Origin of the sequence: Sulfuricurvum sp., from assembly GCF_041651515.1 — a bacterium.
Taxonomy (GTDB): domain Bacteria; phylum Campylobacterota; class Campylobacteria; order Campylobacterales; family Sulfurimonadaceae; genus Sulfuricurvum.
In genome coordinates this window covers 61,647-87,439 of the sequence record NZ_JBAZJF010000004.1, presented here as the reverse complement: position 1 = coordinate 87,439, position 25,793 = coordinate 61,647, and the positions used below count along the sequence as shown (strand labels likewise).

The following is a 25,793-nucleotide window of genomic DNA, read 5'->3' as shown; positions in this document are numbered from 1 at the left end:
ATTAGATGTAAAGATATGCTTTTTTGGATTAATGGCACTCAAGATATAAAAAGGTATAATTAAATGAGTACTATATCAAATAAATAAAGCGGGTTAATGAATTTTTATTATGGTGTGATGATCATATTTATAATGCTGGTGTGGGGGCATTTGATTGTTAAATTTTTTTACCGAACCGATATTTCACCCGCAAAAAGTCTTGAGATAGATGGGTTGAGAGGTTTATTGGCATTGGGAGTTTTTGTTGCCCATGCAGCGATTTCGTACCGTTATTATCAGGGAATTCCGTGGCAACTGCCAATAGAAAATTTCTATACGATGATAGGGGAAGGATCAGTCCTCTTTTTCTTTATGATTACCGGCTTTTTATTCTGGAATATGATTATACGCTATCGAGGGGTACTTAACCCTTGGGTCTTTGTGCAGCATCGTTTTTTGCGTCTTGCACCGATGTTTATTTTTAGTTTCATTCTCATACAGCTTGTTGCGATCTATTTTTCCGAATACTCTTTATACACGCTTGCAGGAAGAAGCGGAGAATATTTAGTTCATATACTCCATTTTGACGGCATCTCTTTGGACATCACAGAGATACCGAATAAACTTTTAATTAATGCAAGTGTCTATTGGACACTCGAGTATGAGTGGAAATTCTATTTGATTATTTTGGTGTTGGCCTTTTTGTACCGTACTGTTTTACGTCATTGGATATGGTTCCCGTTGCTTTTACTCGTTATTATAAAAATTGTTTTGGGTCAATCCAATATTTGGATTATTTTTCCGTTTGGAATGTTGGCGGCCAGTATTAAGCATGCATTGGAAGAAAAAAACATTATTCCTACGCGGATGCAAAAACTCTTTTTTAATCTTTTCTCTATCCCTTTTTTAGTTTTTATTTTATCTGACTTTCATGATGGTTTTAACCTTTTATGGTATGCACTCGGTTTTCTATTATTTTTACTGATTGTGAGCGGTTATGTTGATTTCTTCGGTTTATTACATTTACGAACGACAGTATTTTTAGGATCGATCAGCTACAGTGTATATCTGCTTCACGGAATATGGCTTTATACGGTTCTAAATATTCTAAAAAGATATATTGATTTTAAAACATTAGGTCTTGAAGCTTATTGGTTAATCATTGCGGTCTTAGGCATGGTGATGATAGTCAGTGCAACCTTTACCTACAAGTTTATAGAGGAAAAATTTTATAATCTGCGATCGAGAATGGAATCATAGATAAAATAGCTATTGTTTTAATATATAATATTTTGACAATTGAATTTAAAAGAGGATAAATAAGTGGGGTTAATTTGCATAATGTTATGAGCAGTTATCGCTTTGTTCGGTGGTTTATCATTATTTTCATTTTTTTTACATTTTTACATTTTTTGGTTTGGGAAGTGTTTACAAAACAGCTTTTAGCGACGAAAGAACCCCTTTATGTCGGTGATTTGGCTCGAATAGGGTATCAGCTTGATTCTCTTCAAATACGAAAAACAGAAGTGACCTTACCAAAGCTGCACATACAAGCTCCTACATGGGATAATGAAAAAGTCGATGTTCTGACTATTGGAGACTCATTTTCCATAGGCGGCGGCGGTGGATTAAACCCTTTTTACCAAGATTATATTGCGACAAATTATAATCTTAGTGTGATGAATCTCGATCGCTTACCACAGCTTGACGATTATATGGAAAATATTATTGTGTGGAATAATAGTGGATTGTTGGATGTTATAAAGCCTAAAGTTATTATTCTGGAGACGATAGAGCGATCGGCACTTGATCGTTATTCTCATGAGATGAATTGGGAACAGAATGTCTCCCTTCCTTTAATATACGATGCTATGAGACAACAGGATCGAACAGGTAGTCAAGTTATCTTGATGATCAATACCGCCAATTATAAATATTTTATCTATAACCTGATGTACAAATTTTCTCATAATGCATTGAATTATTCAACTGTATATCGATTTAAATTGGATGAAGCGTTATTTACTGCAAAAGCGAATCATACACTTTTATCGTATGATCAAGATATTACCAGCCTCGGACTTGTCAATGAGGAAAATGTGCAAAAGATGAATACTAATTTGAACCGTCTTGCCGATATGTTGGCAAAGAAAGGGATTCGACTGATTTTTATGCCTGTTGTGGATAAATATGATTTATATTATGATCATCTTGTAAAAAAACCGACCGAGAGAAATCGATTTTTTGACATATTGGCTCCATTACCGAAACGATATTATTTTGTGAATACAAAAGCAGAATTACAAAAACTTGTAGATCATAAAGTAAAAGATGTGTTTCATGCCGATGACTCACATTGGACCTATAGAGCATCGGAACAGGTCGTTCAGAGTATTCCGTTTGATCATCTTATTGCAAAAGATAATCATCAATAATGAAGCGCTTGGCTATTTTTGTCCATTTTGATAAGCATGGAAGAGTGGACCCGTATGTACAGTTTTATCTGCGGCAATTGCAAGACGTTACGGAGGATATTCTTTTTGTAACGACGAGTGATTTAGATGAGGAAAACCTCAGAATAGCAGAAAATCTTTCTAATCGCATGATAAGTAGAGAGAATGTCGGCTACGATTTTATGAGTTACAAGATAGGGCTATTGTCATGTGATTTATCTCTTTATGATGAAGTCCTTGTTTGCAATGACAGTGTATACGGTCCTTTATACCCCATAGCGGAATTAATGGATCGAATGTCGTATGAATCGTGCGACTATTGGGGGATAACGGAGAGTTTTCAATTTTCACATCATCTTCAAAGCTATTTTATTGTTTTTAAGAAAAAAGCACTAGACTCTGCTGCATTCAGAAGTTTTTGGAGTGATGTGAAAGTGATTGAATCAAAGGCAGATCTTATTTTGGAATACGAGATCGGTCTCTCTACCCAATTTCAGAATGCGGGGTTGGTTCAGGGGGTAGCAGTCCGGATTGAAGATGAGAGAAAGGAAGCCCGAAAAAAAATGTTCTCCTTTTTACTGCGGGGAGAGTATAAAAAAGCGCGGAATATTTATAAGCGATGTCGAGACGGAGGTCATTTTGCGTGCAATACGTCACTCTTATTTTGGGATGTTCTTATTCGGCATCATCGGATCCCTTTTTTGAAAGTGGCCGTATTGTCACACAATGCTTTCGGAAACAAAGAAGTAGACTCTTTTTGTGAAATCATACACACGCTCGGGCAGTACCCATGTGATACAATTGTGCAGCATCAGAAGCGAATGAAAGGTCTTTGATCTCTACTCCGCAGATTTCATAGAATCGGGATATTCCTTATGAAAGACAAAGGGGCGGACAAATCTCCGTTGCTCTTTGATATGGGCTTCAATATTTTCTTGCGTAGCATAGTAGCCAAAATCATCGGGCCCTAAATAGGGAGCCGCGTTAAATAATTTGGTAAAAATAAATCTTCCGTTATCGCTCACCATATGGGAACTATCACGAAAATTCATAAGATTTTCTGTCAGTGAATTGTAGGTATTAAAATCCCAATAATTCGTGATATGTGCAAGTCCTCTTTTCCAGTATTCATAGGTGTCTCCTAATCCGATTTTATAAATCATATCAAGGTGTTCGCGGTATACCGGACTGGTATAGATCAAGCATCTAATATGTTTTTCTTTACAGCGATGCAGTATATAAGCGACCTCGGCAAGCTTTATATCTATCGCATGTGGATTACGAAATTCTTTTGCATGCAAAAAGCTATCATTGTGGGCATATTCATTGAGAGTCCAGTTGGCATTTTTTCGGACTTCGTCGTGTGAAAGGGTTTGGCCTTGCACGTCCATGTAATGATGCTGCTCGTAATATTCCGATACATTATCATCTAACGGATTGTTTATACGATTGATTTTAAGTGTTTTAAGGCTTCTTTCAAAAGTACGGTAACTAAGTAATGCAGTCGTATAATCGTTTAGGTAAAGAGGATGATTTAACCGGTCTTCAGAAAAAGCAGGATAGGGCTCTTTGATGGGATTGAAAGAGAAAAAGTCCAATGACCATACCACTGTTTTAATCGGAAGGTGATTGATTGCATATTCGATATAGCGGCGTTGTTCATATACAGAAGAACCAGCAAGGGTAAGGTTAAAAATAGGAGAGCGTGCATACGGCTTGAGCGTATTGGATTTGAAATAGCCTATACGAGAGGTTCCCACCATCAATGTTTGAGGACGTATATAGCGCATCTCATAAAAATAGGTCATCCGTTCAGAGATAATGTCTTTTTTGAGCCGATTGTAATGTGTATGATGATTCGGTTTAAAAACATTATAGGGGTTAACGAGGTAGTTTACGATACCTATAACCATGATAACGATGATAACGGCTGAAAGATAGATATGAATCCAAGAACGCGAGTGCATACAATACCGCTTTAAAAATTAAAATATAAAAATTCGGATACGCGTGACATCATGGAAAGGGCTGTAAAAAACAGTGCCATGGTATACAGTAAATTCAATCGTGTTGGTTGGAATTCTTTGACCATCTCCATCGCATTTTTGAGTTTAAGGGTAATAATAGTGGCCACGACAATGTAAACGATAGTTTGAGCTTTTCCTTGAATATCTCCGAAAACTCCTCCAAACTCAATTCCGTATTGCTGAAGAAACATAAGCCCTTTTGTATACTTTTCCGGTAGCATGATTCCACTGAATCCGAGCATGCCTTGGATAACCTTAAGAGCATCATCCCAATCTTTAGCACGGAAAAAGATCCAGGTGAAATTGATAAAGTTAAAGGTGATGAACCAAGCAAGCAGAGTATTCATTTTCTGACCCATCTGCTGCCAAGCACGATGAAGAACGATAGCTATACCGTGAAGAGCTCCCCAGATGACAAACATCCAACTGGCCCCATGCCATAAACCGCCGACTAAAAAAACGGTAAAGAGATTGGCATAAGTACGAGTTTCCCCATTACGGTTTCCGCCAAGAGGGATGTAAATATAATCTCTCAAAAAGCGCGAGAGGGTCATGTGCCAACGTCTCCAAAAATCTTGGATGTTGAGCGCTTTATACGGAGAGTTAAAGTTAATAGGGAGTTTGATATTAAACAACAAAGCAACCGCTAACGCCATATCGGTATAACCGCTAAAGTCAAAATAAAGCTGAAACGTATAACTCAGACTCGTAGCCCACGCTTCAAAAAAGTTAAGTGCATGTTCCGTTACAAAGCCTGCATTCGCCCACTCGGCAAACGTATCGGCAATCACCACTTTTTTAAACATACCGATCGAAAAAAGGAAGAGTCCGGTGGCAATGTTTTTATAATTAAGTGCTTTGTTTCGAAGAGCATCAAACTGAGGCATCATCTCCTTGTGATGGAGAATCGGACCGGCAAGCAAATGAGGAAAGAACGTGACAAAGAGAGTATAGTTGAGATAATCCATCTCTTTGACTTCATCACGATAAGCATCGACCAAATAGGCGATTTGCGTAAAGGTAAAGAAACTGATCCCCAAAGGGAGAACAATATGCATCAGATCCCAATGAGATCCCAATACCGTATTGGCATTAGCAATAAAAAAGTCCATATACTTGAAATAACCGAGTAACAGAACATTTGAGATAATTCCAAACGCTAAAATAGCTTTGCTCGATACCCCTTTTTTAGCAGAAGCAGGCGAAGCATTGATTCGAGAGATAGTAGATCCGATCGTAAAGTTGAAAAGAATAGAGCCCAAAATAAGCGGCAAATAAATAATGTTCCACCACGAATAAAAAAACAAAGAGGCAAAAACCATCCACCCTTTCGATGCTTGGGTAAGACGCTTTTTATTGAGCCAAAAATAGATCCCGAAGGTTATCGGCAAAAAGAAAAATATAAACTCGTAACTGTTAAATAACATGCAGGAGACCCTAAAAAAAAATTAGAAGTGGTATTGTATCTTATTGTTGTTAAAAAGAATTTGGCCTTTTTTGTGCGGAGAATAATATCCCATAGCTATTTTTGTCTTCTGCTCGATTAATCATTAAGTTACCGATTTCTGGTCGATAGTGTACCGGATCATAAAAGTTAGCAGGTTCTCGGTTCTCGGATGTATTGACATCAAAATCGTATACGTTGCCAAAAATATTGACTAAGTCTTTTCGGAATTTTTGCGATGCGGCATTCAGTGATGGATGCGATTGCATTTTTATCTGTGCTTCATAATATGTAGGCGTTATAAATGCGACTAGCCGTACATGATGTTGGTCACACAGCATTTTCATTTTTTTTAGAGGTTCAAGTGCTTTCGCCTCATAAGTAAAAGGATGTTGTATGAAGTTTCCTTCTACAGCTTCTTGAGATATTTGTTTAAAATGTTTGTAAGAATGATCGAATGTCCCTTTTCTAATTAACTGTTCCTCTGGATAAAAGCGAATAGACCCGTCTGTTTCAAAATAGACTTGAGGTTGATCTTTAAGTAAGTTTTTTAATACTTTATAACTCATTAGTAGTGTTGAAAAAGATAAATAATTTCCCTCAGAACCATGAGTAAAGTGATTTGGATTTAAATCCAATGGATGTAGCCATGGATGCATATTATAGAGCTCATTACCAATATAAACCGTTTTCAGTGGGGCATGTTTTAGCCACTCCTGTAGAATAAAGAGTTTTTCGGGATTATTAGCAACATGAACGCCAAAGTTATAACACTCTTTTGTCGTATCATTGGCTGAGGGTACCATGGACATTACGCGCGAACTTCCAAGGATAACGCAGTTATATTGGTGAATAGTGTTTTCATTAAAAATAGTATTGTATTTTTCGCTTCGTTCATGAACGATTGGCTTGTATTTTTTTTCCACAATCCATTCTCGGTTTCCAAATGGATCAACGATATAATTAACTGTAAAAACCGTTCCAATCCACAGGAAAGAGAATATTAGAAAAGTACGAACCCATTGCATAGGATTGATCGATGTAATTAAAGTCATATTTTTATACTTTGCTTATAGCGTAGGCTCTCTTTGATAGGGGCTCCTCGGAGCACAAATAAAAAGAGGCAAAAATAGTGTGTAGATCGAAAGGAACGACGTAGCAGTTTAATGAGTTGTAAGCTTTTTAACATGGCCACTTTCCAGAGAGGAAAATGTTTGTTTAACAAGAGTATATAGGAAATATAAAACTCTTTTTCTATCGCTAAATTTCGAGTTGTACTTGCCCCTTCAAGATGAAGGATATGTGCGTCCGGTAGATACATAACCTTTAGACCGCTATCCCAAACCCGTTTTGAAATATCTTCTTCTTCACAATACAAGAAAAATACCGTATCAAATCCTCCGATTTTATCAAAACAGTCCCGGCGAAAAAACATGCATGAGCCACTTACTACACTGACTTCTGTAGGAACGTTCAATACTGTTTTGTTGCTTGGAAAATCTTGGGGAGTCAGTAATCTGGCAAGAGAATTACCGAGTAGATTACTCAGGAGAGAGGGGAATTTTTTATACGATGACGTTCGGCTTCCATCTTTATTGGAGAGATGTCCGCCGAGTAATCCGACATCTTTGTTTGTCTGAGCGTAGTTATAAAAAAGGGTTAAAACATCATTTTGAAAGAGGGTGTCATTGTTAAGAAAAAGGTAGTAATCCCCCATTGCATGTTGAACTCCCAGCATATTGCCCCAAGCAAATCCGCCGTTTATACGGCTACGGATGATGGTAATATCCGAAAAAGATTGCAAGGACAATAAGAGATCATATTGTTCGGGCTCAGAAGCATTATCAACAATAATAATCTCATACGTTAAACTTGAAGCGGTCATTTTTCGGATTGATTCGACCATATTGATTGTGTGGTGAGAAGAGTTGTAGTTTACCGTTATGATTGAGATATGCATCTTTGACCTTTATAAAAATGGAAAAAAGCGATAGAGTTTTAAGCCGATAGCTTTTTTGAGGGCCACTATCCATGGATTTCGTCGGGTAATAGCAAATAAATATTTTTTGTGTCGATTGAGCAGGCGAAAAAGGGTGAGATTAAACCAGCTTGTTTCAAAAGATAAGTGAGCCTTTTTGAGAGATTCTAACGTATCGCGTTCAGTGCTTGATAGTGTTGATATATGGAGTAGATCTGAAATCATTTGAGCACTGTTGCGGTGCTCCAATGATTTTTTCTCAGCTTTTAATGCTATTTTTTTGAAGAGGGAACTTCTAGGTTTGGCTGTTTGAGCAAGTGTATTGGTCGAGTGTTGACGATAGCGTACAAGGGGTTGATCCATATACGTGATACCATGCGCCGATGCGGCATTGGCTGCTATCCAAGCATCGAAATAAAGGGTGCCGGGAAAAGGAAAAAGTTGTTGCAACAGTGATCGTCGAAACATCAATGCATGGGCTGAAACACAATTGTCATAAACGAATGCAATCGGTGAGTGGGTTGAGATAAAACGATTGTTGAGCTTTTCTGCAAGTGTTTTTTTGAGTGAGTCGCCATCTGAATCGATAAGCAGAGAGTTGCTGTATATGAGAGAGTTATCCCCGATATGGGACAGCAACAGCTCGAGTTTGTTTGACTCCCATACATCATCCTGATCACAGAGGGCTATAAACTCACCGCGTGCCTTGGATAGAGCCAATTCAAAATTATGGATATAGCCTATATTGACAGGATTGATTTCGAATTGGATCGGGAGGTGCGGTAAATACTCCTGAATTATTGCGACTGTCTCATCGGTTGAACAATCATCTTGGATAATAAGCTCATAGGGTTGATGGGTCTGCGCAAGTATTGAATCTAACTGTTCTCTTAGGTATTGCGCCCCGTTATAGGTCGCGATAACAACCGAAATTGAATTAGAAGAATTTGGCATAGAGATAGTCATAACGCTTTTTTAGACTGTACATAATTTTTTTGTTTAATAGATAATTTAAAAAGCGGCAATTGGATAAAAAAAGATTGGTACAAGGGGTACGGACGTATTTTGCCGAAAGCGCCCGTCGGTATTTCTCAATCAAGTTTTTTTTAACACCGTAGAAGTTGCTTCCGCATGTACCGCCGCTTTTGTGGTACAAGTGAAAATCGATGACATAGGCACTGTATCCCAATATGGAGGCCAGTATGCACATATCTGTCCCGTAGAGGTGAAAACCGCTCATGTCGTGAGAGATAGCGAGGTTAGCACTTTTTTTGGCAATAATGAAATTTTCATCCAGACTAACAACTTTGGATGGAAAGGGGCCGTAGTTGCGACTATCTCCGTAGGGATCGGTAATTCTTAACGCTACTCGATTAAAATCTTTGTACCCGGCATTGCCTAAAAGACCCCAAGACGGATCAAGCTTTTCGATTTCGTTTATGCGTTGATTTAAGATATCGATACCGTCAAATTTCAGTAAAACATCCTGATGGCAGATGATAATGTATTTCCCTTGGGCAACCTCTAAAAAACGATTTACCCCGCTGTACCCATCGTATTTATTATGCGCAGAGTTGTCAATGTATATGAATTCAGAATTTTTTTCATTAAATCCTGCCGCATAAAAAGAATCTCTCATTTGAGAGTATTCCTCAAGGTTGGTGACTAAAGTACAGACGGAAAATAATTTTTCATCGTTGATAGAATCGATTTCGAGTGCACTCATCGTGTGTATTTTTCCAGATACCATAGAATGGTTTTAACGATACCAGTATCGAAGTTTTCATCCGCTTTCCAGCCTAGCTCGTTTTCGAGTTTGGTTGCATCGATAGCGTAGCGGCGATCATGCCCGGCGCGGTCTTCGACGTACGTAATGAGCTCTTTGTAGCTTTTTCCATCCTCTTTAGGCTTCATGGTATCGAGGAGGGTGCAAATGCGTTCAGCGATTTGGTTATTGTTCCGCTCATTGCGTCCGCCGATGTTATACACTTCGCCGGAACGCCCGATATGGTAGACGAGATCGATCCCTTTGCAGTGGTCTAAGACATAGAGCCAGTCGCGGATATTCTTGCCATCACCGTAAATAGGGATGTTTTCTCCAAAGAGTGCTTTACGAATAATAGTAGGAATCAGTTTTTCATCATGCTGTTTAGGACCGTAATTGTTGGAACAATTCGTAATGACCGTATTCATCCCGTACGTATGGTGATAGGATCGTACGATCATATCGCTTCCGGCCTTGGAAGCACTGTAGGGACTGTTTGGCGCATACGAGGTCTCTTCGGTAAACAATCCGCTCTCACCGAGAGTTCCATACACTTCATCGGTGCTGATGTGATGGAATCGACACCCCTCGTACCCTGTTTTATAGACGAACGGTTTTTCCATCCAGCTTTTATACGCAACATCGATGAGGGTAAAGGTACCATTGACGTTTGTTTGGACAAACACTCCCGGATTTTTGATACTGTTATCCACATGGCTTTCGGCAGCGAAATGGATTACGCCGCGAATGTCGTACTCTTTAAAGAGAGATTCAACTAACGTTCTATCGCAAATATCCCCTTTGACAAAGATATGACGATCACTTTGCGGTGCGTCGGAAAGATTGGCCATATCTCCTGCATAGGTCAGAAGATCGAGATTTATGAGACGTGTGTCAGGGTATTTTTCTAAAAAATAAGGGACAAAGTTGCTTCCGATAAATCCGGCACATCCGGTGACTAAAAGGGTTTTCATGGGTTTTCTCCTAAAATTTTCAAACAGGTTTTGAGGGAATCTCTCCAATAGGGGATGGTGATTCCAAAGTCGTTTTTGATCTTTGATTTATTCAGCAAGCTGTAATGGGGTCGCTTTGCGGGAGTCGGATACTGATCGGTTGTAATAGGGTTTACGTGACACATTATATGGGAGAGTTCAAATATCGATTGTGCAAAGTCATACCAGCTGGCAGCACCTTCATTGCTGTAATGATAAACTTCAGGGGCTGAAGTGTTAACATTGGGGAGGATGTCAAGAATCGCTTTCGCCAAATCGCGTGCATAGGTCGGTGTTCCGACTTGATCAAAGATAACGCCAAGACTCTCACGCTCACGTCCAAGACGGAGCATGGTTTTGACAAAGTTAGTGCCAAACGAGGAATAGACCCATGAAGTGCGGATAATGAGCGTGTTTGCAGGTGCTATTTTAAGAATAGCATTTTCACCGTCGCGTTTGGTACGTCCGTAGACCCCTTGCGGATCGGTAGGATCACTTTCGACATAGGGACGGTAGTTTTGTCCGTTAAAGACATAATCCGTTGAGATGTGGATAAGTTTCATCTCTTTTTCTTTTGCAATTTGGGCGAGTATTTCGAGGGCGCGATGGTTGATGGCATCGGATAATTCCGATTCCGATTCGGCACGATCGACAGCCGTATACGCAGCGCAGTTGATGATTGCATCAAATGCTTTATCGGAAAAAAAGTTTTGAAGCGCAGGGAGATCACTTAGATCAATAACACTGCGATCCAAAAAGGTAAAAGTATCGTGAGGATAAGAGGTGCTCAGTTCTTTGAGCTCACTTCCCACTTGTCCATTAGCTCCAGTTACCAGGATTTTAGACATAGAGGTTTTCGCTAACATTAAAATGATCGGCATCCGCAAAGCTAGGCTGTGCAGTATCCTTAGCGGAAAGCTGCATGTGTGCGGTTTCAACAATCCAATCGATATCTAAAGCAGGATCGTTAAAGGCGATTCCCCGATCACACTCAGGGCTGTAATAGTTATCCACTTTGTACGCAAAAGTACAGCTCTCCGAGAGGACGACAAACCCATGGGCAAATCCGCGCGGGATAAAGAGCTGGCGTTTATTCTCTCCGCTTAGACGTACGGCAACGTATTGTCCGAACGTAGGAGACCCTTCGCGAATATCGACGGCGACATCGAGAACTTCTCCCTCGATAACCCGAACCAGTTTGCTTTGAGCATGGGGAGGAAGCTGATAGTGCAATCCTCGTAATACGCCATACGTGCTGGAAGATTCATTATCCTGACAGAAAGGAACCTTGAATCCTAAAAACGCTTCGAGCTTATCGGCACGAAAGGTCTCGACGAAATACCCGCGTGCATCACCGTGTACTTTTGGATCGATAATGACGACATCCGAAATGGCGCAACGTGTAAAAGTCATTCGCCGATTTTCCCTTCACTGGCTCTTCGAATCAGGTATTGACCGTATTGATTTTTACTCAAAGGCTGTGCCAGTTCTAACAGTTTTTCTTTGGTTATATACCCCATCTCGAAAGCTATCTCTTCAAGACAGGCCACTTTGAGCCCTTGGCGATTTTCAATCGTTTGGATGAACATACTCGCTTCCAACAAACTCTCATGCGTCCCCGTATCAAGCCATGCATAACCGCGCCCCATGAGTTCTACCTTGAGAGCGTTTTGCGCGAGATACTCTTGGTTGACGGTAGTGATTTCAAGTTCTCCGCGATCAGAGGGTTTAATATTTTTAGCAATTTCAACGACGTTATTGGGATAAAAATAGAGTCCGACAACCGCATACGAGCTTTTCGGTTGAGCAGGTTTTTCTTCAATAGAGAGGACATTTCCCTCCTTGTCAAATTCAGCGACACCGTAACGTTCAGGATCTTTGACCCAATAACCGAATACGGTTGCTTTTTTCTCTTCCGTAACATTTTTGACGGATTGCGCGAGCATTTTGGTGAGACCATGACCATGGAAAATATTATCCCCCAGTACTAAACACACATCATCATCCCCGATAAAATCAGCTCCGAGGATGAAGGCTTGAGCCAATCCGTCGGGGCTGGGTTGCACGCAATATTCAAAGCGCATTCCGATATCATTACCATCGCCTAAAAGTTCTTCGAAACGGGGAAGATCGGTCGGGGTAGAGATGATGAGCACTTCGGTGATTCCGGCGAGCATGAGGACTGATAGGGGATAATAGACCATCGGTTTATCATAAATGGGGACGAGTTGTTTACTCACCCCTTTTGTGATTGGGTAGAGGCGTGTGCCACTCCCTCCGGCTAATATAATCCCTTTCATTTTTCATCCTTCTATTGTAATTTTTCGATTCCGTTACGGCAGACATAGCGGTGAGCATCAAAGTTTAATTTTAAAATAGCATCATTTTCACGTAAAGTATCGCGATTAAAGTTCTTTTTGTGATAAAGATGATAGATATTGGCAGCATTTCGACATGATTTAAGCTCAATTCCCAAACCTCTAAATCGCCAACCCAGATCAATATCTTCACCGACAGAAGGTTTGGTGTAATCTTCATCCAATCCGTTTATCGCCAGTATATCGGTTTTGTAGCACGAGTAGTTGCACCCGATGATGTATCGAACATGACGATCTTTGAAGAGACGGTACATCCACCCGGTATAAGGGATATAGACCCCTTCTTCATAGTGGCGAATACCGTCTTGATGGAGTGAGAGGGCGTTAAAAAGGTAATTTTTTGTGAGATTGGCGATGGAGAGCGTACCGTCATAAATTTTTTTTGTATACGTTTCACCCAGCTCTGAACGTTTTCCGCAACATACTTTTCGCGGTTCACTGCACGCAAGATGCCCTTCAATGAAACGGGGATGGGGGACACAATCACCGTCAATTATAATGAGATAATCACCGGTTGCTTTACGGATCGCATTATTCAGTGCACGAGCTTTGCGCCAGCCTAGATCTTCCTGCGTTAAATGCACCAAGTTCGGCATGGATTCAGCTTCAACAAGTATGCGCATTTGATCGTATTCACCATCTTCGGCGATGATGATTTCATCGGGCAAAATACTTTGGTGCCGAATCGCATCTAACAGAATTTTTAAAGCAGCCGTATTTTTATACACAGCAATAATTAATGTTATTTTATCGGGTTTAGTCATAATGATATTATAACCAACTTCTAGTCGTTACTAAAAGCGGCTTGATTTTTGGGTGTAACATACGGGAGAATAACATCGATCACTTCAGAGGGTAAAATTTGTTTCATGCATTGGTTATCCGTGCATGTTTTGATTCTCTCTGTTGCATTACACGGGCTGCAGTCGAGATTTTTAGAGATAATATGAATATGGTTGAAAGGAGTAGGATAAGGCCCTGTCCCTTTTGGATTAGAGGGTCCGAATAACGCGAATGTACGAGTATTGACGGCTGAGGCTATGTGTGAAGGCCCTGTATCTGCCGTGATAATGGCTTCTGCTTCACGGATAATGGTAATGAGTTCAGGAAGGGTTGATTTTCCGACTAAATCAATGACCGACGGTGGATAAGGGAGGAGTGATTCAAAAAACTTCTCTTCCCCTTTTCCCCCGATGATAACAAGTTGATAGAGTGGGGCAAGAAGGTTAATAAGCTCTTTCCAATAATCACTTGGCCATGCACGGTGTGTAAATTTGCGATGATGACTGGTACTCGGATTGATAACGATATAGTGGGGCGGGAGGTTGAACTTTTGCTGAACTAAAGCAGACTCTGCTCCATATAAAACCGGGTAAGAACTTTCCATGATAGCGGGGTCAATGATCCCTTCATACATGGTTTTTAGGCTGTCGATAGCATGAGGATTCGGTAATGCTCGGATTTGATTGTAGGGCATTCCATATTTATGCGTTGCTACTATTTTTTCAACTAAAGGATAAAAGATGTGCCCTGATTCCAAATTTATAAGAATATCGTATGGATGTTTTTTAGAGTATTCGATAATTATTCTTTTTTCTTTACTTAATATAATCGGAAAACGGCGATGTTTGAGATGAAAAATATGATTAATACGATGATCGAGTTTGAAGAGTGCAGAGGCGGCCGGTGTACCTACCCAGTCAATTTCTATATTCTCACCGTATTGCTGACGCAAAGCTTCAATCACCGGTAAAGCAAAAATCGTTTCACCCAACGCACCGCATCGAATGACTAATACTCGTTTTATGTTTTTTAAAATCATGTAAAAACAACTTATTTATTTTTCAAAATTATAACAACAGTAGATAAAAAAGAACCTTTTTTTAAAGGAGTATACGCAATAATTGTGGTATGAAAATATTAATTATTGACCGAGTCGGCTTTCAGCTTCAAACTCGAAGAATGTTACTTGAAGAAGCTTTGGACTGCGTTATTGATACGGTTTCAACATTAGGTGAGGTATTTATTGCATTTCAAAAAGATACCTACAGCGTAGTGATGATTGATCACGGGATAGAAAATGGACAAATGTGTGTAGAATATATATTGAATACGGATCCAAAACAGCCGATTTTAGTGGTGAGCGATGCTATCCATTGTGTTATAAACCGATGTGAGGATTGTGTTCAGCAACATGATATACGCCGTTTGTTTAATCCGACACCGATTAAAAACATTACAAGAATGTTGGAAGGATTTCGGAATTATAGATGCGATCATTATGATAACGAAACAAATATATAGATTTTTGAATGTGGCTCCGGATACTGGATTCAATTTAGATTAAGTTAAATAACTACAAACGACCATTTCTTGGGCTTTTACAACTCTATCGGCTTTCAAAAACTAGGTAAAAATAGTCATCTTTGGACACGATTTGGGCACATTAAATTCAATCTTCTATGACCGCATTACGTCCAATATTGTTTGTGTGAAAGTTTTCATTAACTTGTTTCTCAATAAGAATTTGTGCCATTTGTGTTTCCTTTTAAATTAGATTGAGTTGCTGTATAGTTTGAATTATCATAAACTACAAGATAAAAATGTCCCTGTAGGTGCTCTACATCCAAATGCGTGCGTCCTACAACAGTATTGTTTTTATCCCATGTTTCGTTTAGAGTCCTATATTGATAGGGCATTGCAAGTATGTCACTTTCATCATATACGATTGAAGATATCATGCCAGCACCATAGTTATTTGGCAGAGGGAACTCTACCAGTTTTTTTCCATTGTCACGGGCTTGGGATGGATGTATCTTTGCTTGCTGTTCGTAAGAATTTTGATGGATATAGAAGTTTGCTTCTCTTAAATGATATGGCATATTTAGAGATGTATACATATGAGCTGCAAAAAACAGCATTATGTCTACGGTACTTAAAAACATTGCGACTAATATTTTCCTTTGCACCAAAGTTATTAATATAAAGAAGATAAATAGCCAAAAAAGTCCCATTGTTAACAAAAACAATAAAAATGGCAATACACTATTATCATCAAACGCATAATCCGATACCCCTAAACCAAACACCCATAAAAAGGGTAATATGATCATTACAAAATAACGCCTTTTGAGCATTTCATCATAGGTATCCCCTACTATTATTTTCATTCCCTAAACTCCTCTATTATTTTTGGATACAGTACATTTTTGTACTATTTATAGATATTAAAACTCCCTTTGAATCTTTCGTTCAAACCTGTTAAGTTATAAATGTTCCAATTTTGTTTTATTTGAAATGTTGCCTTGAATATTTTTGTCTATGGTCACGATCGTATATACCCATTTATTTACCTGACACAAAAAGTAAAAATATTATAGTTTAAAAAATAATATTTGCTGTTTTTATTGAGAAACAAATAAATGCTATTGACAAGATATACATAAAATATGTACAATCACAGCGTGCCTTATATAAATACATAAAGGAAATACAATGGATGTGTTTAGAGCTTTAGCTATAGCTAAAGGAACTGAAGAAAAAAAAGTTGGATTCAATCTACAAATACCATCTTCACGTAAAGAAGAAGTAGAAGCATTTTGCAAACATAATAGTGTGAGCATGACTGCATTTATTAATGGGTTGCTTCAAGCTGCCATGGAGGAGATAACACGAAATAAATTCTATGCTGAAAGCACTTTCCAGTTGAGTGAAAAGATAGAAGAGTTGAGTGATAAGTTAGATCACATTGAAATGCAACTTGAATATGATGAAAATGGGGCATTTGTTAATACTCCTAAAAATTTCGCCAATAAAAAACAAGTTGAGCCATTGGAAAGTGCCATTAGTGCGTTGCAAAAAGAACTAAAACGGAGATCAGAATGAAAGTAATTATCGAAGGTCAATTGTTGTCAATATACAAAAGCAACGATTTTAAAGACAAAGAGACGGGAGAAGTATCCCACGGTAAACATAAATTACAGTTGCTCGTTGAGAGTGAGTTACAAAACGGTTCTGTCAAGAATGATATGCAAGATATTTCGATACCTGATACACGGGTGAAAGAATATGAAACGCAAATCGGTCAAAAAGTACAAGTCAAATGTGATGTTGTATCAAAAAGTCAGGTAAGTTTCTACGTAAAATAAAGCCACGTTGCGAAAGTCTGAGCAAAGCGAAGAACGTAACGGGGTCATAATGAAGTGTTGAACTGTTAGAAATTTATTTGAGCGCATAGAGGGTCAATCCGGCAAGATAAGAACCCCCTACGGCGTCTCCAGTTTACTAGAAAGGAAACAAAATGGATGATACTAAATTATCCCTAAAAATGTCTGTAAATACCATTGCCGATCAGGCGGAAAGAACTAGCATGGGGCTATGCCCCATCAGTGGTTCTGCCGACGTGTTCGGCTCTCTCTCCTTGACTACTTATAAAAAAGTTGTGGACATTGTCAAAACATACGGTCTAAACGAGAATGATTTAGAGACAGTTCGTAAGAAACTGCAACGTCAAAGAAACTTCTTGGAATTCAGTTATGTATCGAACGATCAGACAGGACAAACATTCTGTCTTAAAGATTGTATCGTTTCATCCAATCATAATCCTAATAGGTACTACGGTGAAATTCAAAACCGTATTAACACCTTAGAGCGTGAAGCTACAAATGCAAATTTAACCCCCGTCTTTTTAACTATGACACTCCCTAGTGAGTTTCACGAAATGAAAACACATGATGGCAAACTCGTACCGAATCCGAAATACAACGGGACTACGCCAAAAGAGTCGGTTAAAATCCTCACAAAGCAATTCGCTAAGCTCCGTCAAGATAGATCACTCAAAGAGCTTACAAAGGCTCAGAGAATGTATTATCGTGTCAATGAACCACACAAAGACGGAACACCGCATACGCATATTCTCTTATTCATCCCAAAAGAGCTTATAGATCGTGTAGAGACCGCTTTTAAACGCTTATTCCTCCAAGTCGGCAATAAGTTCGAGAAGAATATCAAAAGTGCCTCTAGCTACATCATGAAGTACATTAACAAGACTTTGCCAATGTCTAAAGAGCAGATCAGCGAATCCGATCAATACATTAACGCATGGTATGTCAAACATCGTGTAAATCGTTTTTGCTCCAGTCGTTCAATGGCTCCAATGTACCTCTACCGATTACTAAGTAACCGCTTTAGCCTCTACGGTTTAACACAAGTACGCAAAGGTAACAGCCTCAAAGTTTTAGCCCGTCTAGACAATGACAAGATTATGGAAATATGGGACGATGAAGAACTCTTGTTTATGAGATCGGAAAACATTACTCTGTACACCATGCAAACAATCGAACGCAATTTACGGCTGTATGGTAACTTCAGAGGAACGGCGGCATAACATGAAACGCTTTTTCGGATATGAATCAGTATAACAGGTAAAAGGATATGAAATGATCGAAATGGAAAATATCAATCTGATCAAACAGATTGCGGAAGATATAGCACTACTCAAAAAATCGCTGAATGAAACAAATGCAAAACGTTGGCTGAACGTCAAAGAGGTTGCGGAATATTTAGGTTACTCAAAAGATCGAATCTACAAAATCAAAGATCAATACTTAGTTGAGGGAATTCACTTCCATAATCAAACTGGTAAAATTCTTTTTGATAGAGTTGCAATTGATTCTTGGGTGGTCGGAAAGGAAACCGATGAAACTCATATCAAACAACGGCAAGTTGTGGATAACATTCTACTATCAATCCAAAAGGCATCGTAAAAGCCTTAATCTTGATGATACGAAAGCCAATAGAAAGCTGGCTGAAAATGTCATCATTCCTGAGATTCAATACAAATTGAATTATGGAACGTTCTTTGAAAATGAAAGATTAGATATACCCACTGTGGGAGAGTATGCAAAAATTAGTTTTGAGCTTCATAGTCATCACCGTAAGATAACGACTACATACGATTATGAATCATCTCTAAGATTACATATTAATCCGCATTTTGCTGATAAACGAATTGACCGTATTAAGCCATCAGACGTTGCACTCTGGCAAAATAGTCTTTTGGATAAATTATCACCTAGGCGAGTTCGAAATATAAGAGCTGTTTTGAATATGTTTTTTCAAGATGCGATACGTGACGGCATTATTGAGAAAAATCCGCTTACCATGGTAAAAGTCCCTAAAATCGAAAAGGTAGAGGTTAAGCCCTTTACCTTGAAAGAAATGATGGAGATAATACATGGTGCGGAGGGTGACATACAGGCTTTTGTAGCCCTTGGATTCTTTACGGGTATGCGTAGTGGAGAAATGATTGGTTTGCAGTGGAAAGACATTGATTTTAATCGTCGTGAGATATCTATTAAGCGGACGATCAAGATGGGAAAAATTTCTACTCCTAAAACACAAAGCAGTGTTCGAACGATAGATATACTCGATCAATTATTTCCATATTTAGAAGATCAGTACAAAAGTACAGGGCAATATGACAGTTATGTTTTTTTAAATAGTGAACTTACACATTACTATGACATTAAACGAATTCGCAATACTCATTGGAAAAATCTTCTAAAAAAATTAGAAATCGAATATCGAACGATTTATCAAATGCGTCATACATTTGCTACGGTGATGATCGAACATGGAGAAGATATTTTATGGGTGTCTCACATGCTTGGACATACGGATACTTCTATGACATTACAAATGTATGCGAAGTATCGAAAACAAGATCAGAAGAAGAGGGCTACTTTTCTACAAGAGCCGTTTTGACACTTTTGGGCACAATTTGGGCACAGTGAGATTTTAAGACCTATTTTCTATCAAAAGAGTAGATTTGCTTTTATATATAAAACTTATAGATTTTAACTTTATGATTGAGATTTAAAATGGGTATAGTGGTCACATTTTTGGAGATTTATCTTCGAAAAGTGGCTATTTATGGGGATTATAAAGGGTGGCTCCGAATGCTGGATTCGAACCAGCGACCAAGTGATTAACAGTCACCTACTCTACCGCTGAGCTAATTCGGAATAAAAAAGGAAGAAATCATAAGTGGTGGCTCCGGATACTGGATTCGAACCAGTGACCAAGTGATTAACAGTCACCTACTCTACCGCTGAGCTAATCCGGAATGTTTATGAGGGCGTAATTATACGTAATGAAGGCGTAAATGTCAAGAAAAAGAGCCTCTTTTTGGTGCTTTTCGATGAATGTTTTGCGTTGGAAGATAAAAAATGACATTGGAGCGTTCAATCGGGGTGATTTTACCTTCGCTTAGGAGCTTTTTAAAGCAGTGTTGAGATTTGGTATCGAAGAGGGCTTCAATATCATCTTGCGTCAGTGGACGTTTATCAAGCGTTGTGAGAATCTCTTCTGCACTGTAAGAATTGGGGTGTGCAGACGCATGAGTGCGTGAGACGATATGGATCGGTAAGGTGGGATCAAAAAGCTGTGAAAGTGTGTAAAGCTCATTAAATTCAAGCCCCTCTACGGCGTAAGCCGGAGGGCGATCGACGGTTCCGATGTCGATTCGATCGCAATGGATATCTAATAGCGCCTTGTTGAGTGCCGCGATATCTTCTAGCGAATCATTCACACCGCGTACAAAAAGAATCTCAATAAAGAGTTTTCCGGTAAATATCAGAGAAAATCGTCGAATTGCATCGATGATTGAATGAATATCGATCCCCTCGGCAGGACGATCTATCTTTTTAAAGGTTTTGGGGATCGCTGCATCCAGTGAAAGTTTGACTTGATCGAGCTGCAGCAGGGTATTAAAAACCTTTTCATCGCTCAAGCAGGCACTGTTGGAGAGGATGAGAAGCTCACAGTTGCCTTTGAGTTCATTGATGCGTGTGACGAGCTCATCTAAATAGGGATACATAGTCGGTTCACCGTTGGCGGTGAGGGTGATAACATCTATCTTAGGATGAGTCTGCAGCGCGGCGGTGAGATCATCAATAATCGTATCTATCGGAGTGATACTATGTTGCGTAGTAATAGCTAACGCCGGAGAGAGTTCACAGTAAAGACAATCAAAATTGCATTGTTTAGTGGAAGCAGAGAGATCGATCCCGAGCGATACACCGAAACGGCGAGAATGGACGGGACCAAATATTGTGGACATGTTAGTGCTTTTTACTCACACGTTGGCATTCTCGGACAAAATGTTGTGCATTTTCAACAGGGACATCGGGGAGAATACCATGCCCTAGGTTGAAGATATGGCGTTTTCCGCCCATAATCTGTTGAATGGCTTCGACACAGGCTGTCGTCTCTTCTTTAGAATAGAGACGGCACGGTTCCATATTTCCCTGAAGGACATAGCGATCGCCTAATTTTTCTTTGGCAAGAGCCATCGGGGTGCTCCAATCGACTCCGAAAACATCGAAGTTCCCATACACTTTATCTAAAAAGGCCGGAATCCCTTTTGGGAACATAATGATCGGGACATGAGGGTATTTGTCTTTTAAATACTCTGCAATCTCCACCATATATTTCCATGAAAACTCATCGTATTTACTCGGTTCAATCGCTGCTGCCCAGCTGTCGAAGATTTGAACGACATCGATCCCCGATTGGATCTGTTTTTCCATGTAAAGTTTGACCACTTCGGTCACTTTAGCGAGGATTTTATGAAGAAGTTCAGGATTTGAGTACATCATTTTTTTACAAACATTGTAGGTCTTTGTCCCTTGTCCCTCGATCATATAGGTAGCGAGGGTCCACGGGGCACCGGTAAATCCGATAAGGGCTTTGTTATCATCCCGTGCATCAAGCTGCGCTCTTAAAAGCTTGATCGTCTCATAAACATAGGTGAGTTTAGACGCCGCTTCATCTCCGCCGACAAGCGCGTCCAAATCCTCTTTCGTTGCGATAGGCTTTTCAAAAACGGGACCTTCCCCTTTGATGAAGTCAAGTTGCATCCCCATCTCATTGGGAACGACCAAAATATCGCTGAAAAGGATTGCCGCATCAACACCGACGATATCCACCGGTTGGAGAGTGACTTCTGCTGCCATATCCGGGGCGTGACACAGATTTAGAAAGTTTCCGGCACGTTTGCGCACTTCCATATATTCCGGAAGGTAACGACCTGCTTGACGCATCATCCAAACAGGGGTATAAGGGGTTTCTTTTCCGAAACACGCATCGACGAAAATCTTACTCATGATGACCTACTTTGCTAAGAAAATAAAGACCGACGGAAACCGCCGTGATCGATAGAGCAAGATAGAACAGCTCTAACGCTCCGTTAAACTCGGTTCGTCCGACTTTTTGAAAAAAGCCTACAACGAGAACCATGACGATGACTTTCGATATTTTGTCTTTGAGCTGGTCAAGCGAATGGACCGCTAAAAGTTGGTTCTCTTTTCCGTGCTCATCTTTGGCCGGGTCGATATCCGAGATAAAAAGTTCATACAGACCGAAGGAGAAGATAATCATAACGACGCCGATAAGGTATAAATCAACGGCACCGATGATCCCTCCGATAACATCTTCGTGGAAGTGTTCCGGATGTCCTTGCGTGACGTAGGAATTAATAACATAAGCGGCTGTATGGTAGACATCGAAGCTGGCAATGGTAAAGAGCAATATTGCCCCCAGTAAACCAAAGACAACCGCTAAAACGATAATAAAACGTGAACTCCAAAGCCCGTGTTCAAAGAGATTTTCGATGAAGTTCATCTTAATTTCCTTGCATTTCTACCCATTTTTGGGCAATTCGTACGGCATTGGTTGCGGCACCTACACGGAGGTTATCCGCAACAACCCACAGATGGAGGACATTTTCACGATAAAGGTCATTGCGGATACGTCCTACGAATGTTTCGTTTTGGTCCATACACAGTGAGGGCATCGGATAAATACTCTCTTCAGGTACATCCATAACGATAATGTTCGGAGCTTTACGTAAAATTTCTCGTGCTTCATCCGCATTTACGGCACCGTCAAAAGTGAGGGTGAGGGTTTCGGCATGACCGCGTAATGTTGGAATCCGGACACAGGTTGCACTTACTTCGATATCTTTGTGCATGATCTTTTGGGTCTCATTTACCATTTTGAGCTCTTCTTTGGTGTAGCCGCTGTCGGTAAATGAGTCGATTTGAGGGATAGCATTAAGAGCAATTCGGTGAGGGAATTTTTTCGGTTCTACATCATCGAGTTTAAATGAAAAGAATGCCTGCATCTGCTCAACGAGCTCTTCCATTGCCGATTTTCCGGCACCGGAAGTCGCTTGATAGGTGCTGACATCGATGCGCTGCAGATCGTAGGCATCATCCAGCGGTTTGAGCGCTTGTACCATTTGAATGGTGGAGCAGTTCGGGTTGGCGATGATACCGCGATTGCGCCACTGCGCAATGTCTTCAGGGTTTACTTCAGGGACTACAAGCGGAACGTCCTCATACATACGAAAATGGCTGGTGTTATCGATCACCACGGCACCTGCCGCTGCTGCGTAAGGAGCAAATTCAGCGGATACACTGCCGCCGGCACTAAAGAGGGCAATTTCGATGTGTTCTTCATCAAAAATAGTGGGTGTGAGTTCTTGGATAACCAAATCAGAGTCGTTAAAGGTTACCGTATTGCCGGTACTTCGAGCGCTTGCAAGGGGTACAAGTTTGGCAAGAGGAAAATCGATCTCCTCGAAAATACGTAAAATTTCTTCTCCAACGGCACCGCTGGCACCGACGATCGCAACGTTATAACGTTTCATAGGAAGCTTTCCTTGGGGATGAATGGAATCACCCGTGAATATTTTTCCGCGATTATAGCCAAAGAGGACTAATAAAAAACTGTTTAAATTCTTCCAAACCCGCGTGCTTCTAAAAATAAATCATCGATACCGATTTGTTCACCGTCACTTAAAATGGCGGAACGCTCTACCACGGAGATGAGCTCACGTATATTTCCCGGCCATGCGTAGTGAAGGAGAGCTTCTCGTGCCTCTTCGTCAAAATGTTTCGGTTCGAAATGGTATTGGGTGCAATTTTGGGCTAATACCGCTTCGGCGATCGGGAGTATTTCCGAACGTCGTTCACGCAGCGGCGGGATAGAGAGGGGGATGGTATTAAGTCGATAGTAGAGATCTTCTCGAAAACTTCCCTCGATGATTTTTTTATGAAGATCGGCATTGGTGGCACAAATGATCCGTACATCTATTTTGGTGCTTTTGGATGCTCCTAGACGGCGAATCTCTCTCTCTTGCAGTACCCGAAGAAGCTTGGCTTGCAGAGGATAGGGCATTTCGGCAATCTCATCAAGAAATAATGTCCCCCCTTCGGCAAGTTCAAACTGTCCTGTTTTAGCTTCGGTCGCATCGGTAAATGCCCCTTTTTCAAAACCGAAAAGTTCACTCTCTATCAAATTATCCGGAATAGCTGCCATATTGATGGCAACAAAAGGTTTGGATGATCGAAGGGAATGCTCATGGATGTGACGGGCAAATACCTCTTTGCCTACGCCGCTTTCCCCTAAGAGCATAATACTCGCATCGGTAATAGCCGCTTTTGCAATATGGGCTAGCAGTTTTTCTAACGGTTCGGACGTGGCTTTGAAAATCGAGTTTTCACGAGATACGGGAGAGATGTTTTTAGGTGTTTTTTGACGAATTTTGCCACTTCGTTCAATGGCTGCGATGAGGGTTTCGATCTCGAAAGGTTTGAGGAGAAAATCTTTAACCCCCAGTTGAATCGATTCGATAGCGCGGGTAAGGGTAGCATTGCCGGTGATAATAATGACCTCATAAGCACCGTCGAGCGTTTTGACAAACTCAATGCCGTCCATACCGGGCATGTTGATATCGCTGATGACAAGATCAAATGTAGCATCGAGTTTTTTAAGAGCGTCACGGGCATTTTTAAAGGTATGAACTTCATACGCTTTGAATTCTGCCATCGCTATCTCAAGCGATTTGCGCATATTGATATCATCTTCGACTATCGCAATTTTCATCCTAACCCTTACTCTTGTAATAGGGTGATTGTAACAGAGCGATCATTAAATTCGACTGCATAACATTGTGTTGGCAGGGTAAGGGTTTCGAGACTTTTAATTGTATTATTACTCAGAGCATCATTCCCTTTTAAGTGAAGGGGTTGTTTGGCTGCATATTCTAAAAAAGCGGTCTCTTCGTGAGTCAAAAGGGTGTTTAGAGATTCATTATTTTCACGCATTAAAATAAGGGAAGAAGCTTTGTGAATAGGGCAGGGCATCATCGCTTTTGAGACGGTTAGGGATTCTTGGACACTCTGCGCATTGCGAGTGGTTAGCCGATACCCGATTAGGTAATCATCGGCTAAAAGGGAGAGGCTAAAAGTTATTGAGCAAATTGCGTATAGGATAGGGCAATTTCCATTTCTACTTCGCACAAGCCCTCTTTGAATGTGGTGTTCATGACATTGGCTCCACGAACAATCGCTTCGACGGAAGTTCGTGTGCTTGATTGGGTAAGCATCATGTTTTTGATCGTATCTTGACCTTCAACTTGAACTCCGCGAACTCGCTCGGCGATTTGGCGATAACCATCCGCAATTGCGGCTCGTTTAGCAAGTGCATACGCTTGGGCAGGAGAAGCGGTAACGGAGGGGGCAACTCCTTGTCCCATGACCGTAATGACCAATTCTTTACCTGATTTTACAATAGGTTCAACGCAGTTACCGTCTGTACCGCTGTAAACACAACGGACATCGGATCGTTTAGACTCATCGCTTGAAAAAAATCCCGCATGAAGCGCAGTAACGCTGAGTACGAGAGTGAGAGCAGCAGAGATTCTCATTC

At 40.3% G+C, this 25,793-nt stretch carries 29 protein-coding genes and 2 tRNA genes; 9 read left to right on the top strand and 22 right to left on the bottom strand.

Features of this window, described 5'->3' with window-relative positions; translation table 11 throughout:
• Positions 1–96 precede the first annotated feature (96 nt).
• The 3 genes from WC407_RS08350 (at position 97) to WC407_RS08340 (ending at position 3,268) form a co-directional block, all read left to right on the top strand.
• Positions 97–1,239, top strand: coding sequence for an acyltransferase family protein (locus WC407_RS08350; protein ID WP_373022156.1), 1,143 nt, complete (start codon positions 97–99; stop codon positions 1,237–1,239).
• Between the two features lie 164 nt (positions 1,240–1,403).
• On the top strand, positions 1,404–2,414 hold the full coding sequence (locus WC407_RS08345; RefSeq protein ID WP_373022155.1) for a hypothetical protein: 1,011 nt from the start codon (positions 1,404–1,406) through the stop codon (positions 2,412–2,414).
• Positions 2,414–3,268: a rhamnan synthesis F family protein gene (locus tag WC407_RS08340; protein WP_373022154.1), complete on the top strand. Its 855-nt coding sequence runs from the start codon at positions 2,414–2,416 to the stop codon at positions 3,266–3,268. The genes WC407_RS08345 and WC407_RS08340 overlap by 1 nt, the downstream gene beginning before the upstream one ends.
• A gap of 3 nt (positions 3,269–3,271) precedes the next feature.
• Here WC407_RS08340 and WC407_RS08335 read toward each other — a convergent pair whose 3' ends face one another.
• Genes WC407_RS08335 through WC407_RS08280 form a run of 12 tightly spaced genes read right to left on the bottom strand, consistent with a single transcriptional unit; the run spans position 3,272 to position 14,838 of the window.
• Positions 3,272–4,399: a hypothetical protein gene (locus tag WC407_RS08335; RefSeq protein ID WP_373022153.1), complete on the bottom strand. Its 1,128-nt coding sequence runs from the start codon at positions 4,397–4,399 to the stop codon at positions 3,272–3,274.
• Positions 4,400–4,410: 11 nt separating this feature from the next.
• Positions 4,411–5,886, bottom strand: a complete 1,476-nt coding sequence (locus WC407_RS08330) for an MBOAT family protein (RefSeq protein ID WP_373022152.1) — start codon at positions 5,884–5,886, stop codon at positions 4,411–4,413.
• Positions 5,887–5,935: 49 nt separating this feature from the next.
• On the bottom strand, positions 5,936–6,958 hold the full coding sequence (locus WC407_RS08325; RefSeq protein ID WP_373022151.1) for a hypothetical protein: 1,023 nt from the start codon (positions 6,956–6,958) through the stop codon (positions 5,936–5,938).
• Positions 6,955–7,863, bottom strand: coding sequence for a glycosyltransferase family 2 protein (locus tag WC407_RS08320; RefSeq protein WP_373022150.1), 909 nt, complete (start codon positions 7,861–7,863; stop codon positions 6,955–6,957). The genes WC407_RS08325 and WC407_RS08320 overlap by 4 nt, the downstream gene beginning before the upstream one ends.
• Positions 7,864–7,872: 9 nt before the next feature.
• Positions 7,873–8,847: a glycosyltransferase gene (locus tag WC407_RS08315; protein WP_373022149.1), complete on the bottom strand. Its 975-nt coding sequence runs from the start codon at positions 8,845–8,847 to the stop codon at positions 7,873–7,875.
• Positions 8,819–9,607, bottom strand: coding sequence for a hypothetical protein (locus WC407_RS08310; RefSeq protein WP_373022148.1), 789 nt, complete (start codon positions 9,605–9,607; stop codon positions 8,819–8,821). The genes WC407_RS08315 and WC407_RS08310 overlap by 29 nt, the downstream gene beginning before the upstream one ends.
• Complete coding sequence (rfbB, locus tag WC407_RS08305) at positions 9,604–10,620, bottom strand: dTDP-glucose 4,6-dehydratase (RefSeq protein ID WP_373022147.1); 1,017 nt, start codon at positions 10,618–10,620, stop codon at positions 9,604–9,606. The genes WC407_RS08310 and rfbB overlap by 4 nt, the downstream gene beginning before the upstream one ends.
• Positions 10,617–11,486 carry a dTDP-4-dehydrorhamnose reductase gene (rfbD, locus tag WC407_RS08300; protein WP_373022146.1) on the bottom strand — a complete coding sequence of 290 codons (870 nt, stop codon included), beginning with the start codon at positions 11,484–11,486 and terminating at the stop codon, positions 10,617–10,619. The genes rfbB and rfbD overlap by 4 nt, the downstream gene beginning before the upstream one ends.
• Positions 11,479–12,051 (bottom strand): dTDP-4-dehydrorhamnose 3,5-epimerase, encoded by a 573-nt coding sequence (gene rfbC, locus WC407_RS08295; RefSeq protein WP_373022145.1) that lies wholly within the window; start codon positions 12,049–12,051, stop codon positions 11,479–11,481. Before rfbC ends, rfbD begins: the two co-directional genes overlap by 8 nt.
• Positions 12,048–12,938, bottom strand: a complete 891-nt coding sequence (rfbA, locus tag WC407_RS08290) for a glucose-1-phosphate thymidylyltransferase RfbA (RefSeq protein ID WP_373022144.1) — start codon at positions 12,936–12,938, stop codon at positions 12,048–12,050. The genes rfbC and rfbA overlap by 4 nt, the downstream gene beginning before the upstream one ends.
• A gap of 11 nt (positions 12,939–12,949) precedes the next feature.
• The gene (locus WC407_RS08285; protein WP_373022143.1) at positions 12,950–13,780 is read right to left on the bottom strand and encodes a glycosyltransferase; all 831 of its coding nucleotides are present in this window, start codon (positions 13,778–13,780) and stop codon (positions 12,950–12,952) included.
• Positions 13,781–13,800: 20 nt separating this feature from the next.
• Positions 13,801–14,838, bottom strand: coding sequence for a glycosyltransferase family 9 protein (locus tag WC407_RS08280; protein ID WP_373022142.1), 1,038 nt, complete (start codon positions 14,836–14,838; stop codon positions 13,801–13,803).
• A 140-nt stretch (positions 14,839–14,978) separates the two neighbouring features.
• Here WC407_RS08280 and WC407_RS08275 point away from each other — a divergent pair, with 140 nt between their 5' ends.
• The gene (locus WC407_RS08275; RefSeq protein WP_373022141.1) at positions 14,979–15,320 is read left to right on the top strand and encodes a hypothetical protein; all 342 of its coding nucleotides are present in this window, start codon (positions 14,979–14,981) and stop codon (positions 15,318–15,320) included.
• Between the two features lie 212 nt (positions 15,321–15,532).
• Here WC407_RS08275 and WC407_RS08270 read toward each other — a convergent pair whose 3' ends face one another.
• Positions 15,533–16,186 (bottom strand): hypothetical protein, encoded by a 654-nt coding sequence (locus WC407_RS08270; protein WP_373022140.1) that lies wholly within the window; start codon positions 16,184–16,186, stop codon positions 15,533–15,535.
• Positions 16,187–16,511: 325 nt separating this feature from the next.
• Between WC407_RS08270 and WC407_RS08265 the strand changes: the two genes are divergently transcribed.
• The 5 genes from WC407_RS08265 (at position 16,512) to WC407_RS08245 (ending at position 19,781) form a co-directional block, all read left to right on the top strand.
• Positions 16,512–16,901: a hypothetical protein gene (locus WC407_RS08265; protein ID WP_373022139.1), complete on the top strand. Its 390-nt coding sequence runs from the start codon at positions 16,512–16,514 to the stop codon at positions 16,899–16,901.
• On the top strand, positions 16,898–17,164 hold the full coding sequence (locus WC407_RS08260; protein WP_373022138.1) for a hypothetical protein: 267 nt from the start codon (positions 16,898–16,900) through the stop codon (positions 17,162–17,164). Before WC407_RS08265 ends, WC407_RS08260 begins: the two co-directional genes overlap by 4 nt.
• Before the next feature lie 152 nt (positions 17,165–17,316).
• The gene (locus WC407_RS08255) at positions 17,317–18,402 is read left to right on the top strand and encodes a replication endonuclease (RefSeq protein ID WP_373022137.1); all 1,086 of its coding nucleotides are present in this window, start codon (positions 17,317–17,319) and stop codon (positions 18,400–18,402) included.
• A gap of 52 nt (positions 18,403–18,454) precedes the next feature.
• Positions 18,455–18,781 (top strand): helix-turn-helix transcriptional regulator, encoded by a 327-nt coding sequence (locus WC407_RS08250; RefSeq protein ID WP_373022136.1) that lies wholly within the window; start codon positions 18,455–18,457, stop codon positions 18,779–18,781.
• Positions 18,714–19,781 carry a tyrosine-type recombinase/integrase gene (locus tag WC407_RS08245; RefSeq protein WP_373022135.1) on the top strand — a complete coding sequence of 356 codons (1,068 nt, stop codon included), beginning with the start codon at positions 18,714–18,716 and terminating at the stop codon, positions 19,779–19,781. Before WC407_RS08250 ends, WC407_RS08245 begins: the two co-directional genes overlap by 68 nt.
• Before the next feature lie 185 nt (positions 19,782–19,966).
• On the opposite strand, the gene WC407_RS08240 is transcribed toward WC407_RS08245, so the two are convergent.
• The 9 genes from WC407_RS08240 to WC407_RS08200 form a co-directional block, all read right to left on the bottom strand.
• A tRNA-Asn gene (locus tag WC407_RS08240) sits at positions 19,967–20,041 on the bottom strand.
• Positions 20,042–20,067: 26 nt separating this feature from the next.
• A tRNA-Asn gene (locus tag WC407_RS08235) sits at positions 20,068–20,142 on the bottom strand.
• Positions 20,143–20,184: 42 nt separating this feature from the next.
• The gene (locus tag WC407_RS08230) at positions 20,185–21,138 is read right to left on the bottom strand and encodes a radical SAM protein (RefSeq protein WP_373022134.1); all 954 of its coding nucleotides are present in this window, start codon (positions 21,136–21,138) and stop codon (positions 20,185–20,187) included.
• Position 21,139: 1 nt separating this feature from the next.
• A complete protein-coding gene (hemE, locus tag WC407_RS08225; RefSeq protein ID WP_373022133.1) occupies positions 21,140–22,183 on the bottom strand; it encodes a uroporphyrinogen decarboxylase in 1,044 nt (347 codons plus the stop codon).
• Positions 22,176–22,700, bottom strand: coding sequence for a YqhA family protein (locus tag WC407_RS08220; RefSeq protein ID WP_373022132.1), 525 nt, complete (start codon positions 22,698–22,700; stop codon positions 22,176–22,178). The genes hemE and WC407_RS08220 overlap by 8 nt, the downstream gene beginning before the upstream one ends.
• A gap of 1 nt (position 22,701) precedes the next feature.
• Positions 22,702–23,730: an aspartate-semialdehyde dehydrogenase gene (locus WC407_RS08215; protein WP_373022131.1), complete on the bottom strand. Its 1,029-nt coding sequence runs from the start codon at positions 23,728–23,730 to the stop codon at positions 22,702–22,704.
• A gap of 83 nt (positions 23,731–23,813) precedes the next feature.
• Entirely contained in the window at positions 23,814–24,968 is a 1,155-nt protein-coding gene (locus WC407_RS08210) for a sigma-54-dependent transcriptional regulator (RefSeq protein ID WP_373022130.1), read from the bottom strand.
• Positions 24,969–24,976: 8 nt separating this feature from the next.
• Complete coding sequence (locus tag WC407_RS08205) at positions 24,977–25,384, bottom strand: hypothetical protein (protein WP_373022129.1); 408 nt, start codon at positions 25,382–25,384, stop codon at positions 24,977–24,979.
• The gene (locus WC407_RS08200; protein WP_373022127.1) at positions 25,333–25,791 is read right to left on the bottom strand and encodes an LPP20 family lipoprotein; all 459 of its coding nucleotides are present in this window, start codon (positions 25,789–25,791) and stop codon (positions 25,333–25,335) included. Before WC407_RS08200 ends, WC407_RS08205 begins: the two co-directional genes overlap by 52 nt.
• Positions 25,792–25,793 lie beyond the last annotated feature (2 nt).

What these genes read in the sequence shown, in the direction of transcription:
- WC407_RS08350 (WP_373022156.1), top strand. Translation starts at nt 97, where the DNA reads ATGAATTTTTATTATGGTGTGATGATCATATTTATAATGCTGGTGTGG.
- WC407_RS08340 (WP_373022154.1), top strand. Translation starts at nt 2,414, where the DNA reads ATGAAGCGCTTGGCTATTTTTGTCCATTTTGATAAGCATGGAAGAGTG.
- WC407_RS08335 (WP_373022153.1), bottom strand. Translation starts at nt 4,399, where the DNA reads ATGCACTCGCGTTCTTGGATTCATATCTATCTTTCAGCCGTTATCATC.
- WC407_RS08330 (WP_373022152.1), bottom strand. Translation starts at nt 5,886, where the DNA reads ATGTTATTTAACAGTTACGAGTTTATATTTTTCTTTTTGCCGATAACC.
- WC407_RS08325 (WP_373022151.1), bottom strand. Translation starts at nt 6,958, where the DNA reads ATGACTTTAATTACATCGATCAATCCTATGCAATGGGTTCGTACTTTT.
- WC407_RS08320 (WP_373022150.1), bottom strand. Translation starts at nt 7,863, where the DNA reads ATGCATATCTCAATCATAACGGTAAACTACAACTCTTCTCACCACACA.
- WC407_RS08315 (WP_373022149.1), bottom strand. Translation starts at nt 8,847, where the DNA reads ATGACTATCTCTATGCCAAATTCTTCTAATTCAATTTCGGTTGTTATC.
- WC407_RS08310 (WP_373022148.1), bottom strand. Translation starts at nt 9,607, where the DNA reads ATGAGTGCACTCGAAATCGATTCTATCAACGATGAAAAATTATTTTCC.
- rfbB (WP_373022147.1), bottom strand. Translation starts at nt 10,620, where the DNA reads ATGAAAACCCTTTTAGTCACCGGATGTGCCGGATTTATCGGAAGCAAC.
- rfbD (WP_373022146.1), bottom strand. Translation starts at nt 11,486, where the DNA reads ATGTCTAAAATCCTGGTAACTGGAGCTAATGGACAAGTGGGAAGTGAG.
- rfbC (WP_373022145.1), bottom strand. Translation starts at nt 12,051, where the DNA reads ATGACTTTTACACGTTGCGCCATTTCGGATGTCGTCATTATCGATCCA.
- rfbA (WP_373022144.1), bottom strand. Translation starts at nt 12,938, where the DNA reads ATGAAAGGGATTATATTAGCCGGAGGGAGTGGCACACGCCTCTACCCA.
- WC407_RS08285 (WP_373022143.1), bottom strand. Translation starts at nt 13,780, where the DNA reads ATGACTAAACCCGATAAAATAACATTAATTATTGCTGTGTATAAAAAT.
- WC407_RS08280 (WP_373022142.1), bottom strand. Translation starts at nt 14,838, where the DNA reads ATGATTTTAAAAAACATAAAACGAGTATTAGTCATTCGATGCGGTGCG.
- WC407_RS08275 (WP_373022141.1), top strand. Translation starts at nt 14,979, where the DNA reads ATGTTACTTGAAGAAGCTTTGGACTGCGTTATTGATACGGTTTCAACA.
- WC407_RS08270 (WP_373022140.1), bottom strand. Translation starts at nt 16,186, where the DNA reads ATGAAAATAATAGTAGGGGATACCTATGATGAAATGCTCAAAAGGCGT.
- WC407_RS08265 (WP_373022139.1), top strand. Translation starts at nt 16,512, where the DNA reads ATGGATGTGTTTAGAGCTTTAGCTATAGCTAAAGGAACTGAAGAAAAA.
- WC407_RS08260 (WP_373022138.1), top strand. Translation starts at nt 16,898, where the DNA reads ATGAAAGTAATTATCGAAGGTCAATTGTTGTCAATATACAAAAGCAAC.
- WC407_RS08255 (WP_373022137.1), top strand. Translation starts at nt 17,317, where the DNA reads ATGGATGATACTAAATTATCCCTAAAAATGTCTGTAAATACCATTGCC.
- WC407_RS08250 (WP_373022136.1), top strand. Translation starts at nt 18,455, where the DNA reads ATGATCGAAATGGAAAATATCAATCTGATCAAACAGATTGCGGAAGAT.
- WC407_RS08245 (WP_373022135.1), top strand. Translation starts at nt 18,714, where the DNA reads ATGAAACTCATATCAAACAACGGCAAGTTGTGGATAACATTCTACTAT.
- WC407_RS08230 (WP_373022134.1), bottom strand. Translation starts at nt 21,138, where the DNA reads ATGTCCACAATATTTGGTCCCGTCCATTCTCGCCGTTTCGGTGTATCG.
- hemE (WP_373022133.1), bottom strand. Translation starts at nt 22,183, where the DNA reads ATGAGTAAGATTTTCGTCGATGCGTGTTTCGGAAAAGAAACCCCTTAT.
- WC407_RS08220 (WP_373022132.1), bottom strand. Translation starts at nt 22,700, where the DNA reads ATGAACTTCATCGAAAATCTCTTTGAACACGGGCTTTGGAGTTCACGT.
- WC407_RS08215 (WP_373022131.1), bottom strand. Translation starts at nt 23,730, where the DNA reads ATGAAACGTTATAACGTTGCGATCGTCGGTGCCAGCGGTGCCGTTGGA.
- WC407_RS08210 (WP_373022130.1), bottom strand. Translation starts at nt 24,968, where the DNA reads ATGAAAATTGCGATAGTCGAAGATGATATCAATATGCGCAAATCGCTT.
- WC407_RS08200 (WP_373022127.1), bottom strand. Translation starts at nt 25,791, where the DNA reads ATGAGAATCTCTGCTGCTCTCACTCTCGTACTCAGCGTTACTGCGCTT.